This window comes from Deltaproteobacteria bacterium (assembly GCA_016709225.1).
GTDB classification, from domain to species: domain Bacteria; phylum Myxococcota_A; class Polyangia; order Nannocystales; family Nannocystaceae; genus Xiheibacterium; species Xiheibacterium phototrophicum.
Genome location: JADJEE010000001.1, coordinates 1,225,384 through 1,240,633 on the forward strand (window position 1 = coordinate 1,225,384; position 15,250 = coordinate 1,240,633).

General features: G+C 72.0%; 12 protein-coding genes. 9 read left to right on the plus strand and 3 right to left on the minus strand.

Annotated elements, in window-relative coordinates; all coding sequences use genetic code 11:
• Positions 1 to 70 precede the first annotated feature (70 nt).
• Positions 71 to 412, plus strand: coding sequence for a divalent-cation tolerance protein CutA (locus IPH07_05115; GenBank protein ID MBK6916760.1), 342 nt, complete (start codon positions 71 to 73; stop codon positions 410 to 412).
• Here IPH07_05115 and IPH07_05120 read toward each other — a convergent pair whose 3' ends face one another.
• Complete coding sequence (locus IPH07_05120; GenBank protein MBK6916761.1) at positions 413 to 2,641, minus strand: S9 family peptidase; 2,229 nt, start codon at positions 2,639 to 2,641, stop codon at positions 413 to 415.
• A gap of 86 nt (positions 2,642 to 2,727) precedes the next feature.
• Positions 2,728 to 3,654: a tRNA glutamyl-Q(34) synthetase GluQRS gene (gene gluQ, locus IPH07_05125; protein ID MBK6916762.1), complete on the minus strand. Its 927-nt coding sequence runs from the start codon at positions 3,652 to 3,654 to the stop codon at positions 2,728 to 2,730.
• A gap of 305 nt (positions 3,655 to 3,959) precedes the next feature.
• Between gluQ and IPH07_05130 the strand changes: the two genes are divergently transcribed.
• The 7 genes from IPH07_05130 to IPH07_05160 are packed head-to-tail and all read left to right on the plus strand — an operon-like array spanning position 3,960 to position 12,497.
• Complete coding sequence (locus IPH07_05130) at positions 3,960 to 5,036, plus strand: type 2 isopentenyl-diphosphate Delta-isomerase (GenBank protein MBK6916763.1); 1,077 nt, start codon at positions 3,960 to 3,962, stop codon at positions 5,034 to 5,036.
• Positions 5,037 to 5,041: 5 nt separating this feature from the next.
• Positions 5,042 to 5,959 carry a mevalonate kinase gene (mvk, locus tag IPH07_05135; GenBank protein ID MBK6916764.1) on the plus strand — a complete coding sequence of 306 codons (918 nt, stop codon included), beginning with the start codon at positions 5,042 to 5,044 and terminating at the stop codon, positions 5,957 to 5,959.
• The gene (gene mvaD / locus IPH07_05140) at positions 5,956 to 6,951 is read left to right on the plus strand and encodes a diphosphomevalonate decarboxylase (protein ID MBK6916765.1); all 996 of its coding nucleotides are present in this window, start codon (positions 5,956 to 5,958) and stop codon (positions 6,949 to 6,951) included. Before mvk ends, mvaD begins: the two co-directional genes overlap by 4 nt.
• Positions 6,948 to 9,191, plus strand: coding sequence for a hydroxymethylglutaryl-CoA reductase, degradative (locus tag IPH07_05145; GenBank protein MBK6916766.1), 2,244 nt, complete (start codon positions 6,948 to 6,950; stop codon positions 9,189 to 9,191). Before mvaD ends, IPH07_05145 begins: the two co-directional genes overlap by 4 nt.
• A gap of 3 nt (positions 9,192 to 9,194) precedes the next feature.
• Positions 9,195 to 10,169, plus strand: a complete 975-nt coding sequence (hpnC, locus tag IPH07_05150) for a squalene synthase HpnC (protein ID MBK6916767.1) — start codon at positions 9,195 to 9,197, stop codon at positions 10,167 to 10,169.
• 14 nt (positions 10,170 to 10,183) lie between these two features.
• On the plus strand, positions 10,184 to 11,092 hold the full coding sequence (hpnD, locus tag IPH07_05155; protein MBK6916768.1) for a presqualene diphosphate synthase HpnD: 909 nt from the start codon (positions 10,184 to 10,186) through the stop codon (positions 11,090 to 11,092).
• A gap of 22 nt (positions 11,093 to 11,114) precedes the next feature.
• Positions 11,115 to 12,497, plus strand: coding sequence for an FAD-dependent oxidoreductase (locus IPH07_05160; protein ID MBK6916769.1), 1,383 nt, complete (start codon positions 11,115 to 11,117; stop codon positions 12,495 to 12,497).
• A gap of 48 nt (positions 12,498 to 12,545) precedes the next feature.
• Here IPH07_05160 and IPH07_05165 read toward each other — a convergent pair whose 3' ends face one another.
• Positions 12,546 to 13,430, minus strand: a complete 885-nt coding sequence (locus IPH07_05165) for a hypothetical protein (protein MBK6916770.1) — start codon at positions 13,428 to 13,430, stop codon at positions 12,546 to 12,548.
• 100 nt (positions 13,431 to 13,530) lie between these two features.
• Between IPH07_05165 and IPH07_05170 the strand changes: the two genes are divergently transcribed.
• On the plus strand, positions 13,531 to 15,201 hold the full coding sequence (locus IPH07_05170) for a TolC family protein (GenBank protein ID MBK6916771.1): 1,671 nt from the start codon (positions 13,531 to 13,533) through the stop codon (positions 15,199 to 15,201).
• The last annotated feature ends 49 nt before the right edge of the window (positions 15,202 to 15,250 follow it).

The window sequence follows — 15,250 nt, forward strand, 5'->3', positions numbered from 1 at the left end:
AAATCCGCCGCGTGGGCGCGCAGCGCTTGCCAAGCGCGGCGCGACGCCTCGACCATCACGGCACACCGCCATGGTCACCCCGCCCGACTCGATCCGCGTGCTGTTCGTGACCATCCCGCCGACCCAGGCCGAGGCGTTCGTGCAGGCGCTGGTCGAGGCCCGGGTGGTCGCGTGCGGCAACATCCTGCCGGGGCGCTCGATCTATCGCTGGCAGGGTGCACTGTGCCGCGAAGACGAGGCGGTGGTGCTGCTCGAGACCACCGCCGACGCGCTCGAGGCCGCGATGGCGCACATCGCCGCCGCGCATCCCTACGACTGTCCGAAGATCATCGCGCTCGAGCCCCTCGCGGTCGCGGCCGCGTACGCGGCGTGGGTCCACGCCGAGCTCGGCGGTCGCTCGCAGACCGCCTGACTACGGCAGCTCCATCCGCAGGTGGAACACCAGGAAGCTCCATAGATCCGCCCACTCCTCGATCTGCTTGCGGGTGGGCTTGCCGGCGCCGTGGCCGGACTTGGTGTCGACACGGATCAGCACCGGCGCGCGGCCGCCCTGGGCGTACTGCAGCGCGGCGGTGAACTTGTAGCTGTGCAGCGGCACCACACGGTCGTCGTGATCGGCGGTGTACACCAGCGTCGGGGGGTACTGCGTGCCCATGCGTACGTTGTGGTACGGCGAGTACGCCAGCAGCGCGGCGAACTCGTCGGGGTTGGCGGTCGAGCCGTAGTCCGAGGTCCATGCCCAGCCGATCGTGAACTTGTCGAAGCGCAGCATGTCGAGCACGCCGACCCCCGGTAGCGCGGCGCCGAACAGATCGGGCCGCTGGGTCAGCACCGCGCCGACCAGCAGGCCGCCGTTGCTGCGCCCGCCGATGCCGAGCTTGGCCGGCTTGGTGTAGCGCTGCGCGACCAAGTACTCGGCGGCGGCGATGAAGTCGTCGAACACGTTCTGCTTGTCGAGCTTGGTGCCGGCTTGGTGCCAGGCCTCGCCGAACTCGCCGCCACCGCGCAGGTTCGGCACGGCATAGATGCCGCCCTGCTCCATCCACACCAGGTTGGGCACCGAGAACGACGGCGTCAGCGAGATGTCGAAGCCGCCATAGCCGAACAGGTAGGTGGGGTTGTTGCCGTTCTTCTCGAGCCCGCGTCGGTGCGAGACGAACATCGGGATCGTGGTGCCGTCGGCGCTCTTGTAGAAGACCTGCTCGGTGACGTAGTCGGCGGGGTCGAACGCGACCTTGGGCTTGCGCCACGGCGTGGTCGCGCCGGTGGTGGGATCGAGCCGCCAGACCTCTGTCGGGGTCGCGAAGCCGGTGAACGAGAAGTAGGTCTCGCGATCGCTGCGCTTGCCGCCGAAGCCGGCGACGGTGCCGATGCCCGGGAGCTCGAGCTCGCGCTCGAGGCTGCCGTCGACGCGGTGGATCGCGACCCGCGACTGAGCGTTGTCGAGGTAGCTGGCGACGAAGCGATCACCGACCAGGTGCACCGTCTGCAGCGTGCGCAGCGACTCCGCGATCACGTCGCGGTGCACGCTCGGCTTGCGCACGTCGATCGCGACCAGCTTCGAACGCGGCGCGCCCTCGTCGGTGCGGAACCACAGCGTGTCGCCGTCGCTGCCGACGAACTCCCACTTGGCGGTGAAGCCGGTCAGCAGCTCGATGGTGGGGCGTCCCTTGGCGGGCTTGCGCAGGTCCTGCAGCAGCACCGTGTTCTTGGGATCGGTGCCGATGCGCACCGTCATCACCAGCCAGCGACCATCGTCGCTGACCTCGGTGTCGTAGCCCCACTTGGGCTGATCGGCGCGGGCGTAGACCAGCGTGTCGGCCGATTGCGGCGTGCCGAGGCGGTGGAAGTAGACCTTCTGATCGTAGTTCTCGCCCGACAGCGCGGCGCCGGCCTTGGGCTCGGCATAGCGAGGATAGAACAGCCCCTTGCCGTCCTTGGTCCACGCCGGCGACGCGAACTTGATCCACTGCAGCTCGTCGCTGGTGTCGGTGCCGGTCGCGACGTCGCGCACGCGCCAGACCTGCCAGTCGGAGCCCGACGCCGAGGTGCCGTAGGCCATGCGCTTGCCGTCGTGGCTGAAGGCCTGCCCGGCCAGCGCGACGGTGCCGTCGTCGGACAGCGTGTTGGGATCGAGCAGCAGCCGCTCGCTGCCCTTGTCGTCGAGCACGTAGATCGGCGACTGGTTCTGCAGCCCGTCGTTGCGCGCGACCACCAGCTGCCCAGCCTGTCGCGTGGGCACGCCCCAGCGCTCGTAGTTCCACAGCTGCTCGAGCCGTGCGAGCAGCTTCGGGCGCGCCGCGATGCCCTCGAGGTGGGCGTCGGTCAGGGCGTTCTCGGCCTCGATCCACGCGCGCGTCTGCGGCGAGTCCATGTCTTCGAGCCAGCGGTACGGGTCGGCGATCTTGACGCCGTGGTAGACGTCGGCCACGTCGCCGCGTGTGGCCGCGGGGTACGTGAAGCTGGCGTCGGACGGCGGCACGATCGGCGCGGGCCCGTGGCCGCGGGCCGAGGGATCGGCCGCGGGCGGGATCGACTCGGTGGTCGCCCCCGGCCGACACGCGAGCGCGCACAGCACCGCGAGCGCGAGCTTTCGACGGGGGAACGAAGGGCGCGGACGGGTCGGGGCGGAGGTCGTCATGGCGGTCGCTGCCGGGCGGCACGGGGTTGTAGCGCCCCGGCGTCGCGCTCGACAAGCGCTGTCACGCCCGTGGTGCGGCGCCGGTGTCAGCGCAGTCGCGCGGGATCGAGGGTGTGGCGGCCGTGCTGCAGCCGCGCGGGATCGAAGTCCGCGATGAGCCGCTGCGGCTGCACGGCGGTGCGCCGGTCGTCGACGAGCCCGGCCGAGGCCGCGAGCACTGCAACCACCCGCGCCGGGTCGGCCCCGCCGGCACGCAGCGTCTGGAGATCGGGGGCGCCGTGTCGCTTCGAGAGCTTGGTGCCGTCGGGTCCGCACAGCAGCGGCACGTGAAGATGGCTCGGGGTCGGCAGCGCGAGCGCTCGCTGCAGCCACACCTGCCGCGGCGTCGCCGGCCACAGATCCTCGCCGCGTACGACCTGGTCGATGGCCATCGCCGCGTCGTCGACCACCACCGCGAGTGCGTACGCGAAGGCGCCGTCGCCCCGGCGCAGCACGAAGTCGCCGATGTCGCGCGCGACGTCCTGCGTCAGCTCGCCGAGTCGGCGGTCGTGGGCGCTCGCGCTCCCGCTGGGTGCGCGCCACCGCAACGATCTCGGCCGCGTGGGATCGCACCCATGCCGCAGACACGTGCCGGGGTAGATCGGCTCGACGCCGTGGGGCGCGGAGGCGATCTCACGCAGCTCGCGGCGCGTGCACGTGCACGGATACGTCGCGAGCCGAGCGATCGCGGCGGCGTAGTGATCGCCGCGCTGCGACTGCCGGTACGGCCCGTGGGGGCCGCCGACGTCGGGGCCCTCGTCCCAGTCGAGTCCGAGCCACCGCAGATCGTCGATCACCAGCTGCTCGAAGCGCGGCTGCGATCGATCGGGATCGAGATCTTCGATGCGCAGCACGAAACGCGCGCCGCTGGCACGCGCCGACAGCCACGCCAGCAGGGCCGTGCGTGCATTGCCGAGGTGCTGCGGCCCGGTGGGCGACGGCGCGTAGCGACCGGCTCCGGGGGCCTCGGTCATGGGCCTGGATTGTCGCCGCAAATGCGCCCGCGCGGCCGCACGTGCAGCTGCGTGCACGCCACGGCGCCGCGCGGCGCGGCCGCATGCTGGCGCCGTGAGCGATGCGGCTGCGAACGCTGCCGCCGCAGTGACCGCGACTACGGCTGCGCGCCTGCTTTCGACACGCTGCGCGATCGCAAACCGTGGCCCGCGAGCGACGGTGTTGCATCGATGCAACACCGCTCCGCGCCTCGAGAATCTCTCGTGCGGTCGATCACTCGCCCACGCTGGCGCTGTACGCTCGAGTCTGTAAGCTCCACGCCAAGATGGCCGACCGGCTCGACATCTCGCAGCGCAAGAAGGACCACCTGGCGCTGTGTGCTGGCCCCAACGTCGGCTTTCGCGAGAAGTCGACCCTGCTCGAGTGTGTCGAGCTCGTCCACGACGCGCTGCCGGAGATGCACGCCGACGAGGTCGACACCACCACCGAACTGCTCGGTCGCAAGCTGTCGGCGCCGGTGATCGTCGCGGCGATGACGGGCGGCACCGAGAAGGCCGCCGAGGTCAACCGCGACATCGCCCGCGCCGCCGACGAGCTCGGGCTCGCGTTCGGACTCGGCTCGCAGCGCGCGATGTTCGTGCGCCCCGAGACCGCGTGGACCTTCGAAATCCGCGAGGTCGCGCCGAACGTACTGCTGCTCGGCAACCTCGGCATCGTGCAGGCCCGCTCGATGTCCACCCAGCAGATCGCCGACCTCTGCGGTCGCGTCGATGCCAACGCCCTGTGCCTGCACCTGAACCCCGCGATGGAAATCGTCCAGCCAGGTGGTGACCGCGACTTCTCGCGCGGCCTCGAGACCATGCGACGCCTGGTCGAGGAGCTCGCGATCCCGGTGGTCGCCAAGGAGACCGGCTGCGGGCTCTCGCGCCGCGTCGCGCAGCGCATCATCGACACCGGTGTGCGCACCGTCGACACCAGCGGCGCCGGCGGCACCAGCTGGGTCGCGGTCGAGGCCCACCGCGCCGTCGACGAGGACGACAAGGCCATCGCGGAGGAGCTGTGGGACTGGGGCATCCCGACCGCGGCGTCGGTGTTGCAGATGGCCGACTTGCCGCTGTCGATCATCGCCACCGGTGGCCTGCGCAACGGCAGCGACGTCGCGCGCGCCGTCGCCCTCGGTGCGACCTGCGGCGGCATCGCGGCGGCGGTGCTGAAGGCCCACAAGGTCGGTGGCTACGAGGGCGCCAAGACCTTCCTGCGCCGCACGATGCTGACCGTGCGCGCGATCATGTTGCTGTGCGGCTGCAAGACGGTGGCCGATCTACGCAGAACCCCCAAGATCATCACCGGAGCGCTCGCGGCGTGGCAGCCCGATCGCAGCAGCGCCAAGGTCCCCCGATGATGCCCGTGCTGCATCCACGCGCATCGGCGTGCGCGAAGATCATCCTGTTCGGCGAGCACGCCGTCGTGCACGGCCAGCCTGCGCTGGCGGCCGCGTTGCCCGACGCGCTGCGACTCGAGGCCGAGCGCCTCGACGATCCGCGCGCACCGCTGACCCTCGACATCCCCGCGTGGTCGCTGTCGCTGCAGCTCGTGCCCGAGCTCGAGCATCCGGTCGCGCGGGCCTGCGCCGACGTGCTCGCGCACTGCGACGGACCGCTGCAGGGCTGGGCCATCCGTGGCGACGCCTCGATTCCCGCCGGCGCCGGGCTGGGCTCGTCCGCGGCGCTGACGGTCGCGCTGGCCAAGCTCGCGCTGGGGCCCGACGCCGCGGTCGAAGAGATCGTCGAGGCCTCGATGGTCGGCGAGCAGGTCTTCCACGGCACGCCCTCGGGCATCGACAGCCAGGTCGCGGCGCGCGGTGGTGTGCTGCGGTTCGTCCGCGGCGCGGCGCCGGTCCAGGTCGCGCTGCCGCGGCCGGTGACGCTGCTCGTGGTGCCTTCCGGCCACGCGCGCAGCACCGCCGCCGAGGTCGCCAAGGTCCACCTCGCGCTCGAGCGATGGCCGACCCTGGCGCGGCCGATGATCGAGGTGCTCGGTCGCACCACCGAGCTGGGCGAGCGCGCGCTGCTCGAGGGCGACGTGGCGCGCCTCGGGCAGCTCGCCGACATTGCCCACGGCGTGCTGGCGGGGCTCGGCGTGTCGTCGCCGATCCTGGACGAGCTGTGTGGTGTCGCGCGGGCGGCCGGTGCCGCGGGTGCGAAGCTCACGGGTGCCGGCGGTGGCGGCTGCATGCTGGCGTGGCCGGCCGGTGACCCGACCGCACTCGTGGCGGCCTTCGAAGCGCGCGGCCTCTCACCGCTGGTCGTGGAGGTGGGTCGATGAAGACCGCACGGGCCGCCGCCCACTCCAACATCGCGCTCGTCAAGTATTGGGGCAAGCGCGAGTCGAACCCGCCGGGGCTCAACCTGCCCGCGACCGGCTCGCTGTCGATGACCCTCGATGGGCTGTGGACGCAGACCGAGGTCGCGCCGGCGGCCCAGGATCGCTTCGAGCTCGATGGCGCCGTGCATGCCGACGAGTCGGCCCGCAAGGTGTTCGCGCAGCTCGATCGGCTGTGGCGCGCCGCCGGCCGCGAGGGGCCGCGCCCGAGCGCGCGCGTGACCTCGACCAACCACCTGCCGACCGCCGCCGGTCTGGCGAGCTCCGCCAGTGGCTTCGCCGCGCTCACGCTCGCGGGCATGGCTGCGTTCGAGGGCCCGCTCGAGCCCGCATCGCTGTCGGTGCTGGCGCGCCAGGGCTCGGGCAGCGCCGCACGCTCGCTGTGGGGCGGCTTCGTGCGGCTCGATCGCGGCGTGCGACCGGACGGCGCGGATTGTGTGGCGCGCCCACTGCTGCCCGCGGACACCTGGGATCTGCGCTTGCTCGTGGTGCAGACCACCGCCGGCAAGAAGCCGATCGGCTCGACCGCCGGCATGGAACGCTCGCGACAGACCTCGCCCTACTACGACGCCTGGGTCGACGGCAGCGACGCCGATCTCGATCGCGCCGAAGCGGCCCTGCGCGCCCGCGATCTGACCGCACTCGGCGCGGTGGTCGAGCACAGCTGCTTCAAGATGCACGCGTGCATGATCGCCAGCGCACCCAGCATCCTGTACTGGAACGGCACCACCGTGGAGGTCGTGCGTGCGCTGTGGGCCGCGCGGGCCGAGGGGCTCGAGGGCTACGCGACCATCGACGCCGGCCCGCACGTGAAGGTGTTGTGCGAGGCCGCGACCGCGACCGCACTGGCGCGCCGCCTCGGTGAGCTGCCCGGCGTGCTCGGCGTCCGCACCTGTGCGCCTGGTCCCGATGCCCACGTCGAGGTGCTGCCGTGACGCTGACCGTGTCGGCGCCGGGCAAGGCGTTCCTCATCGGCGAATACGCCGTGCTCGAGGGCGCGCCCGCCTACGTCACAGCGGTCGACGTGCGCGCGGTCGCCCACGACGCGAGCGACGATCGACCCGCGGCCAGCTCCGCGGTGGTGAGCTGCGCGCACGCCCGCACGGCCGCCTTCCTCGAGGCCCGCGGGGCCGCGATCGGCTCTGCACCCGCGGTCGAGACCGGCGGCTTCACGCTCGGCCATCGCAAGCTCGGGCTGGGCTCGAGCGCGGCAGTCGCGGCCGCCGTGGTCGGATATCACCTCGCGGCCGCCGGTCTCGAGCTCGCCGACGACGAGACCCGCACCCACGCGCTGGCGCTGGCCCAGGCCGCCCACGCCGAGAGTCAGGGCGGCACCGGTAGCGGTGCCGACGTGGCCACGGCGGTGCACGGCGCGACCATCCGCTTCGTCGATCGCCAGGTCGATGCGGTCACCCTGCCCGGCTGGTTGTCGCTCGGGTTCGTCGACGCCGGCGCCCCCGCGGTGACGAGCTCGTTCGTGCAGGCGGTGCGTGCGTCGGCGACCCATGCCGCGCAGGGCTACCGCGAGGGCATGTCGCTGCTGCGCGCGGCCGCGGCCGGATTCGCCGAGGCGATTGCGGCCGGAGGCGGCGGTTTCGCGAGCCTGCGCGAGGCGGTGGCACTGCACGTGCGGGGCCTCGACGTGCTGCAGCGTGCGGCGGCGGTGCCGATCCTCACCGATGCGATCGTCGGCATCGTCGAGCTGTGTGCGAAGGCCGGCGTCGCGGCCAAGCCCTCGGGGGCCGGCGGCGGTGATCTGGTGGTGTTGTTCGCGCCCGATCGCGGTGCCATCGACCGCTTGGCCGAGCCGCTGCGCCAGCTCGGCTGGCCGCTGCTCGGCGAGCTACGGGCGCCCAGCGAAGGCCTGCGCACCGATGCCCGCGTGCCCACCGTGTCGCGACTGTCGGGCTTCTTCAAGCTCAGCCCCGCGGCACGGCGCCGTGCGGTCGCCGAGGCCACCGGGCTGCCGCCGGAGCGGCTCGAGGCGCTCGCGCAGGCGCGGCTCGACGAGGCCCACGCCGACCACATGATCGAGAACGTCGTCGGCACCTTCGAGCTGCCGCTGGCGATCGCGACCAACTTCCGCATCAACGGCCGCGACGTGCTGGTGCCGATGTGCGTCGAGGAGGCCTCGGTGGTCGCCGCGGCGTCGAATGCCGCGAAGATGATCCGCGAGGGCGGCGGCTTCGCGGCCCACTCCGATCCGCCGTGGATGATCGCCCAGGTGCAGCTGGTCCGCGAGAGCGCGCGGCGCAGCGCCGTCGACGTGCTCGCGGTGGTCCGCGAGCACGAGCCCGAGCTGCTCGCACTGGCCGACGCCGCGCATCCGCGGCTGGTCGCCCGCGGCGGTGGTGCACGTGCGATCGAGGCCCGCGTGCTGGCCGACGACATGGCCGTCGTCCACGTGCTGGTCGACTGCCAGGACGCGATGGGGGCCAACCTGCTCAACACCGTGGCCGAGCAGGTCGCGGTGCGGCTGGCCGAGCTCACCGGCTGGAACCCCGGCCTGCGGATCCTGAGCAACCTCGCCGATCGTCGCCGCGCCCATGTCTCGTGCCGCGTGCCCGCGTCGGCGCTGGCCGGCAAGGGCTTCACCGGCCCCGAGGTGGTCACGCGCATCGTCGCGGCCTCGCGCTTCGCCGAGCTCGATCCCTACCGCGCGGCGACCCACAACAAGGGCATCATGAACGGCGTCGACGCGGTCGTGCTCGCGACCGGCAACGACTGGCGCGCGATGGAATCGTCGGCCCACGCCTACGCCGCGCAGACCGGCCGCTACGGTCCGCTCGCGACTTGGCGCGTCGGCGACGAGGGCCACCTCGAGGGCCGCATGAGCCTGCCGGCCGCGGTCGGCGTGGTCGGTGGCTCGACCCAGGCCCACCCCGTCGCCAAGCTCGCGCTCGAGATCCTCGGCGCGCCCTCGGCCGCCTTCCTCGGCCAGGTCATGGCCGCAGCGGGTCTCGCGAGCAACCTCGCGGCCCTGCGCGCGATGGCCACCGAGGGCATCCAGCGCGGCCACATGTCCCTGCACGCGCGCGCCGTGGCGCTGTCCGCCGGCGCCGTTGGAACCGAGGTCGAGTCGCTCGCCACCTTGCTCGTCGAGTGCGGCGAGATCAAGGTCGAGCGCGCGACCGCCCTGCTCGCGACCCTGCGCAACCCCTCGCAATCGAGCTGAACCATGGTCAACGCCACCGAACCCCGTCTCTACTGCGTACCGGCCCAGCTGGTCGACGACGATGGCAGCTTCCGCCAGGCTCCGCCCGACGGCGCGCCGCCGGGACCGTGGACGACCGCCGCCGGTTACCGCTGGTGCGAGCGCATGGCCGCCAGCCACTACGAGAACTTTCCGGTCGCGTCGAAGTTCCTGCCGCCGCACCTGCGGCCGCACGTCGCGGCGATCTACGCCTTCGCCCGCACCGCCGACGACTTCGCCGACGAGCCGCGCTTCGAGGGCCGTCGCTCGCAGGCGCTCGCGGCGTGGGAGAGCCTGCTCGAGGCCTGCTACCACCGCGACGTCGAGCACCCGGTGTTCATCGCCCTGCGCGACACCGTGCGGCGCCACAACATCCCGATCGGGCCGCTGCGAGCGCTGCTCACCGCGTTCCGCATGGACCTCACCAAGCACCGCTACACCAGCTTCAACGAGCTGCTCGGCTACTGCACCCACTCGGCCAACCCGGTCGGCCAGCTGGTGCTGTTCGTGCACGGTCATCGCGAGCCCGACCTGCACCGCTTCAGCGACGAGATCTGCAGCGCGCTGCAGATTGCGAACTTCCTGCAGGACCTCTCGGTCGACATCCCGCGCGGTCGCATCTACATCCCGGAGGAGGACCTGGTGCACTTCGGGGTCGCCCACGACGATCTGTTCGGTCGTCGCATGACCGAAGAGTTCCGCGAGCTGATGCGCTACGAACTCGCCCGCGTGCGCGCGATGTTCCACCGCGGCCGTCCGCTCATCCGCCGGGTCTCGCCGGGCCTGTCGATGGAGCTCGACGCGACCTGGCGCGGCGGCATGGCGATCCTCGATCGCATCGAGGCGCTCGAGTACACCACCTTGATCCACCGCCCGACGCTGGAGAAGCGCGACATGGCCGGCATCGCGCTGCGCTCGTTGTTCGCGTTCGGCCGCCGGTTCCTGCGCGGAGAGGCGTGAACGGGGCCGCCACGATGGACCGCCTGGGCCCGCTCGCGCAGTCGCTTCCCCGTCGTGGGGTCAAGCTGCTGCGCCGGCTGACCAAGCGCAGCTCCTCGAACTTCGCGTTCGCGTTCCTGTTCCTCGGGCCCGAGCAGCGCGACGCGCTCAAGCAGGTCTACGAGTTCTGTCGCGTGGTCGACGACATCGTCGACGAGCGTCCGCCCGGTGACGAGGGTGTCGCGCAGGCGCGCGCCGGGCTGCAGCACTGGCGCGAGGAGGTCGCGCGCGTCTACGACGCGGGCGATGGCGCTCCGACCACGCCGCTGGGCCAGGCGCTGCAGCAGAGCCTCCAGCGCTTCCCCTACCCGCGCCACGGCTTCGACGAGATCATCGCCGGCTGCGAGATGGACCTCGAGCGCACGCGCTACGCCGACATGGAGGAGCTGCGGCTGTACTGCTACCGCGTCGCGTCGTGCGTGGGGCTGCTGTGCATCGCGATCTTCGGCGACACCTCGCCAGCCGCGGCCCGCTACGCCGAGCACCTCGGGCTCGCGCTGCAGCTCACGAACATCCTGCGCGACGTCGGCGAGGATGCGCTGCGCGGCCGCGTGTACCTGCCGCTGGCGCTGCTCGAGCGCCACGGTCTGCGCGACGAGGACATCCTCGAGCAGCGCTACGACGCTCGCTTCGTCGCGTTCGCCAGCGAGTTCGCGGCCGCGGCCGAGGCCGAGTACCGCCAGGCCTGGGACGCCCTCGCGCAGGCCGACCTGCGCGCGCTGGTGCCCGCGGAGGTCATGGGCCGCACCTACCACCGCATCCTCGTCGAGATCCGCGAGCGCGAGTTCAACGTCTACACCCGCCGGGCCTCGCTGCGCCGGCGCGACAAGCTGAAGGTCGCCGCGCTGGCGATTGCGCGTGCCGGCTTCGGCCTGCGCTCGTGAAGGCGCGCGAGGAGCCACACGCATGGACACCGCCAGCACCAACGCCGACAGCAACGGCGCGGGCGCCAGCACGAACACCACGCCGCCCGTGGTCGTGATCGGGGCTGGCTTCGCGGGCCTCGCCGCGGCCGTGCGCCTGGTCGAGGCCGGCCGTCGCGTGATCGTGCTGGAGGCGACCAAGGCCGGCGGCGGACGCTCGCGCTCGTTCGGCCACGACAGCGGGCTCGAGCTCGACAACGGGCAGCACCTGATGATGGGCTGCTACCACGAGACGCTGGCGTTCCTGCGCACCATCGGCACCGACGGTGACGTCGCGTTCCAACGCAACCTGTCGATCGACATGGTCAAGCCGGGTGGCCGCCGGGTGAAGCTGCGTTGCCCCGCACTGCCGGCGCCGCTGCACCTCGCGGCCGGCTTGCTCACGATGCGGGGGCTGGGCCCGCTGCACAAGGCCTCGGCACTGCGCATGGGCATGTTCCTGCGCGGCGAGGTGGTGCGGCCCGACGACAACGAGACCTGCGACGCGTGGTTGCACCGGCTGGGGCAGACCGAGGGCATCCGCGGCGCGTTCTGGGATCCACTCATCTGGGCCGTGCTGAACGACGACCCACTCATCGCGTCGGCGGCGATGTTGGTCGCGGTGCTCGAGCGGGCGTTCCTCGGCACCCGCGACGCGTCGCGTCTGGGCGTGCCGCGCGTGCCGCTGTCGCGGCTGTACGTCGACGGTGCCACGCAGTGGCTTCGCAGCCGTGACGCCGAGCTGCGCTTCGGCAGCAGCGTGCGTGCCATCGAGATCGACGATCGTGGGGTGTCCGGCGTCGTGCTCCGCGGTGGTGAGCGCATCGCCACCCGCGAGGTGGTGACCGCGGTGCCACCGTTCGCGCTGCTCGAGTGCCTACCCGAGGCGGTGCTGCGCACGCCGGTGCTGCAGGACGTCGCCAAGCTCACCACCAGCCCGATCATCAACCTGTGGCTGTTCCTCGAGCGACCGCTGTTCGACGACGTGCCGTTCCTCGGGCTGGTCAACTCGCCGCTGCACTGGATGTTCGACCGCACTCGCATCGAGGGCCGCGATCCCAGCGACACCGTGCTGCTCAACTGCACGATGTCGGGGGCCCGCGGCTTCGTCGACGACAGCCCCGAGACCCTGGTCGAGCTGTGGAAGAGCGAGATGACACGCTACTTCCCCGCGGCGCGGCCGATCGTGCGACAGGCCAAGGTCGTGAAGGAGAAGCGCGCGACCATCAGCCACGCCGCCGGCACCTATCACTTCCGCCCCGAGACCCGCGCGCCGGTGCGGGGGCTCTACTTCGCCGGCGACTGGGTGCGCACCGGCATCCCCGCGACCATCGAGTCTGCGGTCTGCAGCGGTCACATGGCCGCCGCCGCCGTGCTCGAGCGCTAGCAGAGTCCCCGTCGACGGTCTCGTCCCCCGAGGCCGTTGCTGCGCCGCTCAGCTCTTGCGCAGGCCCTCGTCGTCGCCGAGCGGCCCCGACACCACGCGCACGGCCACCGCTGCATCGCCGCGGGTCCGCAGCACGCCGCCTGGCGACGCGAACTCGCGGCGCACGATCGCGAGCCCCGCAGCGCCCCCCACTTCACCGACGCAGGTCGTCAGCGTGCCGGCGTCCTCGCGCGCCTCGGCTGCGAGCTCGGTGCCGACCGCACACGCGCGCTCGAGCACCACCCGCACCATCACGCGGTGGACCTGCCCGCGCGCGTGCAGGCGCGCCAGCGGCTCCTGGCCCATGTAGCAGCCCTTGGTGTAGGAGACCGCGTAGACGAAGCCGACCTCCGGCGGGAAGAAGCCCGGTCGCAGCTCCGCGCCCCAGCCGGGCGTGCCACTCTCGATGCGGGCGCGCTCGAACTCGACGCGGTCGACCGGCTCGGCCGCCGCCAGCGCGCGCTGCAGCAGCTCGGCGGGGCCCACCGCGAGCTGCGCGGGCAACGGGTGACGCGTGTGGACCACGGTGATCCCGGCCGGCAGCGCCACCGTCTCGCCGTCGTCGTCCCAGACGATCGCCGCCGCATGATCCGGCACCGGCTCGAGCACGACGTCGTCCATCACGATGTGCTCGTCGAACGCGCGCGCGACCGCATCGAAGACATCCTGTGGGATCCATGCGTCGATGCTGTCGGCTCCGGCCAACACCACCAGCTCCGACACCAGCTTGCCCTTGACCGTGAGCAACGCCGCCGTGACGGCGCGATCCGGCGCGAGTGCGTCGAGATCGCCCGACACGCTGCCAGACAAGAATCGCCGGGCATCGGCGCCACCCAGCCGCAGCAGGCGTCGCGCTTGCCCTTCGATCGCATCGAGAAAGGCGGCGTAGAGCATTCCTGGCGTCCTCGTTCGCGGGCGAGCATACGAAGCCGCGATCACATCGCGCAAGGCCGGGCCCTTGATTGTGGGCCGGGCCCGGAGTACGCCATGCACGGTGCGACGCGCGACCGGCTGGCACGGGCCTGCAGTGTTCTCGCTGGCGGTGGCGCTCGCGTGGCCCGCACGGGGTTCGGCGGCACCGCCGGCGAGCGCCGACGCCGGCGCCACCAGCTCGCCCCGCGTCGGTCCCCGCGACGTCCCCGACGACGACTTGGATGCGCCTGGCGCCGGCGCCACGACGGCCGGGGGCGCGTCCGCGTTCGAGGTGCCCGTCGCCCAGCGCGATGACCCGTACGGCCCGCGCCCGTCGGGGGTGCCCGTGCTCTCGTTCGAGCAGATCACCCGCTTCGCGCTGGTGAACCCCGCCGTGCGTGCCGCACAGGCGCAGGTCGAAGCCATGCGGGCGCGTGCACGCAAGGCCCAGTTCGCGTGGGTGCCGATCATCGACACCACCACCGTGCTCAGCCCGGGCGCCAACGTGAAGTGCGACGACGTCGTGCTGCAGAAGGCCGACGCCAGCATGCAGGACTTCCAGTTCTGCCATCCCGGCGGCGACCCCAACCTCGACATCCAGAGCGCGGGCGACTACTTCAAGCAGCTCGGCCGCGCGGGCGTGCGCTTCGCGTTCCAGCTCGACACCGTCATCCCGCTGTACACCTTCGGGAAGATCAAGAACGTGCGCAAGGCCGCCGACGCGGCCGTGGCCCTCACGAAGCTGCAGAAGACCGCGACCGAGCAGGAGACGCTGCTGCGCGTCGAGCAGGCCCACACCACGCTGCAGCTCGCGCGCGAGTCGATCGTGATCCTGCGCGAGGCCCAGGGTGTGCTCGACAAGGCCAGCGCGCGGGTCGAGAAGGACCTCGGCGGTGACGACTTCGACGACGACGATGCCGGCAATCCCGATCGCGATCCCGACGACCGCATGAAGGTTCGGCTCGCGAGCTACGAGCTCGAGGAGCAGATGCGCGAGGCGCTGAAGGTCGAGTCGCTCGCGTTGTCCGCCCTGTGGGCACTCGCCGGCGCCGCGGCGCCACGCGGGTTCGACGTCGCGAAGTCCGAGCTGGCGGCGGTCCAGCTCGAAGGCGGCCGGCGCAACCTCGCCCACTACAAGGAGCTGGCCGTGCGCAGCCGCCCGGAGGCGAAGATGGCGGCGGCCGGCGTGCAGCTGCGCAAGGCGCAGGAGCGCCTGGCGCGATCGAACTTCTTGCCCGATCTCGGGATCGCGCTCTCGGTCGGCGTCGCACGCACCAACGCCGCCGACACGGCGATGAGCACGCTCTACTACGTCGACAACTACAATTTCTCGCGGGTCACCGCGGCCCTGGCGCTACGCTGGCGCTTCGACTTCCACAACGATGCCTTCGATCTGCTCGCCAGCCGCGCGGACCTCCGCGCCGCCGAGTACCAGCGCGATGCCGCCCAGCTGTTGCTGGGTCGTGACGTCGAGGAGGCCTTCGCGGACCTCGTCGACGCGGGCGCCACATTGGAGCTGCGCAGGGCCGGCACGAAGGAGGCGTGGAAGCTGGTGGTGTCCCAGGAACAGAAGGACTCCGTCGGCGGCGGCAACTCCGGCGAGCTGCTTCGGGCGCTGGAGAAGTGGTACAAGTGGCGATTCGCCCACGTAGAAGCGGTGGGCCAGCACAACATCGCCGCCGCGCGGCTCTCCCGCGCCGTGGGGGTGCCGCTGTGGGGCGCCTCACCGCGAAAGTCGTCCGAAGCTCGCTAGACTGGCGTCCCGCTGAATCGTCGACGCGGACCCCCCGTCTCAAGCCCCT

Bases quoted from the DNA above. Each gene is read 5' to 3' on its own strand.
- IPH07_05120 (MBK6916761.1), bottom strand. From the start codon at position 2,641: ATGACGACCTCCGCCCCGACCCGTCCGCGCCCTTCGTTCCCCCGTCGA.
- hpnC (MBK6916767.1), top strand. From the start codon at position 9,195: ATGGTCAACGCCACCGAACCCCGTCTCTACTGCGTACCGGCCCAGCTG.
- IPH07_05115 (MBK6916760.1), top strand. From the start codon at position 71: ATGGTCACCCCGCCCGACTCGATCCGCGTGCTGTTCGTGACCATCCCG.
- IPH07_05130 (MBK6916763.1), top strand. From the start codon at position 3,960: ATGGCCGACCGGCTCGACATCTCGCAGCGCAAGAAGGACCACCTGGCG.
- mvaD (MBK6916765.1), top strand. From the start codon at position 5,956: ATGAAGACCGCACGGGCCGCCGCCCACTCCAACATCGCGCTCGTCAAG.
- IPH07_05165 (MBK6916770.1), bottom strand. From the start codon at position 13,430: ATGCTCTACGCCGCCTTTCTCGATGCGATCGAAGGGCAAGCGCGACGC.
- IPH07_05160 (MBK6916769.1), top strand. From the start codon at position 11,115: ATGGACACCGCCAGCACCAACGCCGACAGCAACGGCGCGGGCGCCAGC.
- gluQ (MBK6916762.1), bottom strand. From the start codon at position 3,654: ATGACCGAGGCCCCCGGAGCCGGTCGCTACGCGCCGTCGCCCACCGGG.
- hpnD (MBK6916768.1), top strand. From the start codon at position 10,184: ATGGACCGCCTGGGCCCGCTCGCGCAGTCGCTTCCCCGTCGTGGGGTC.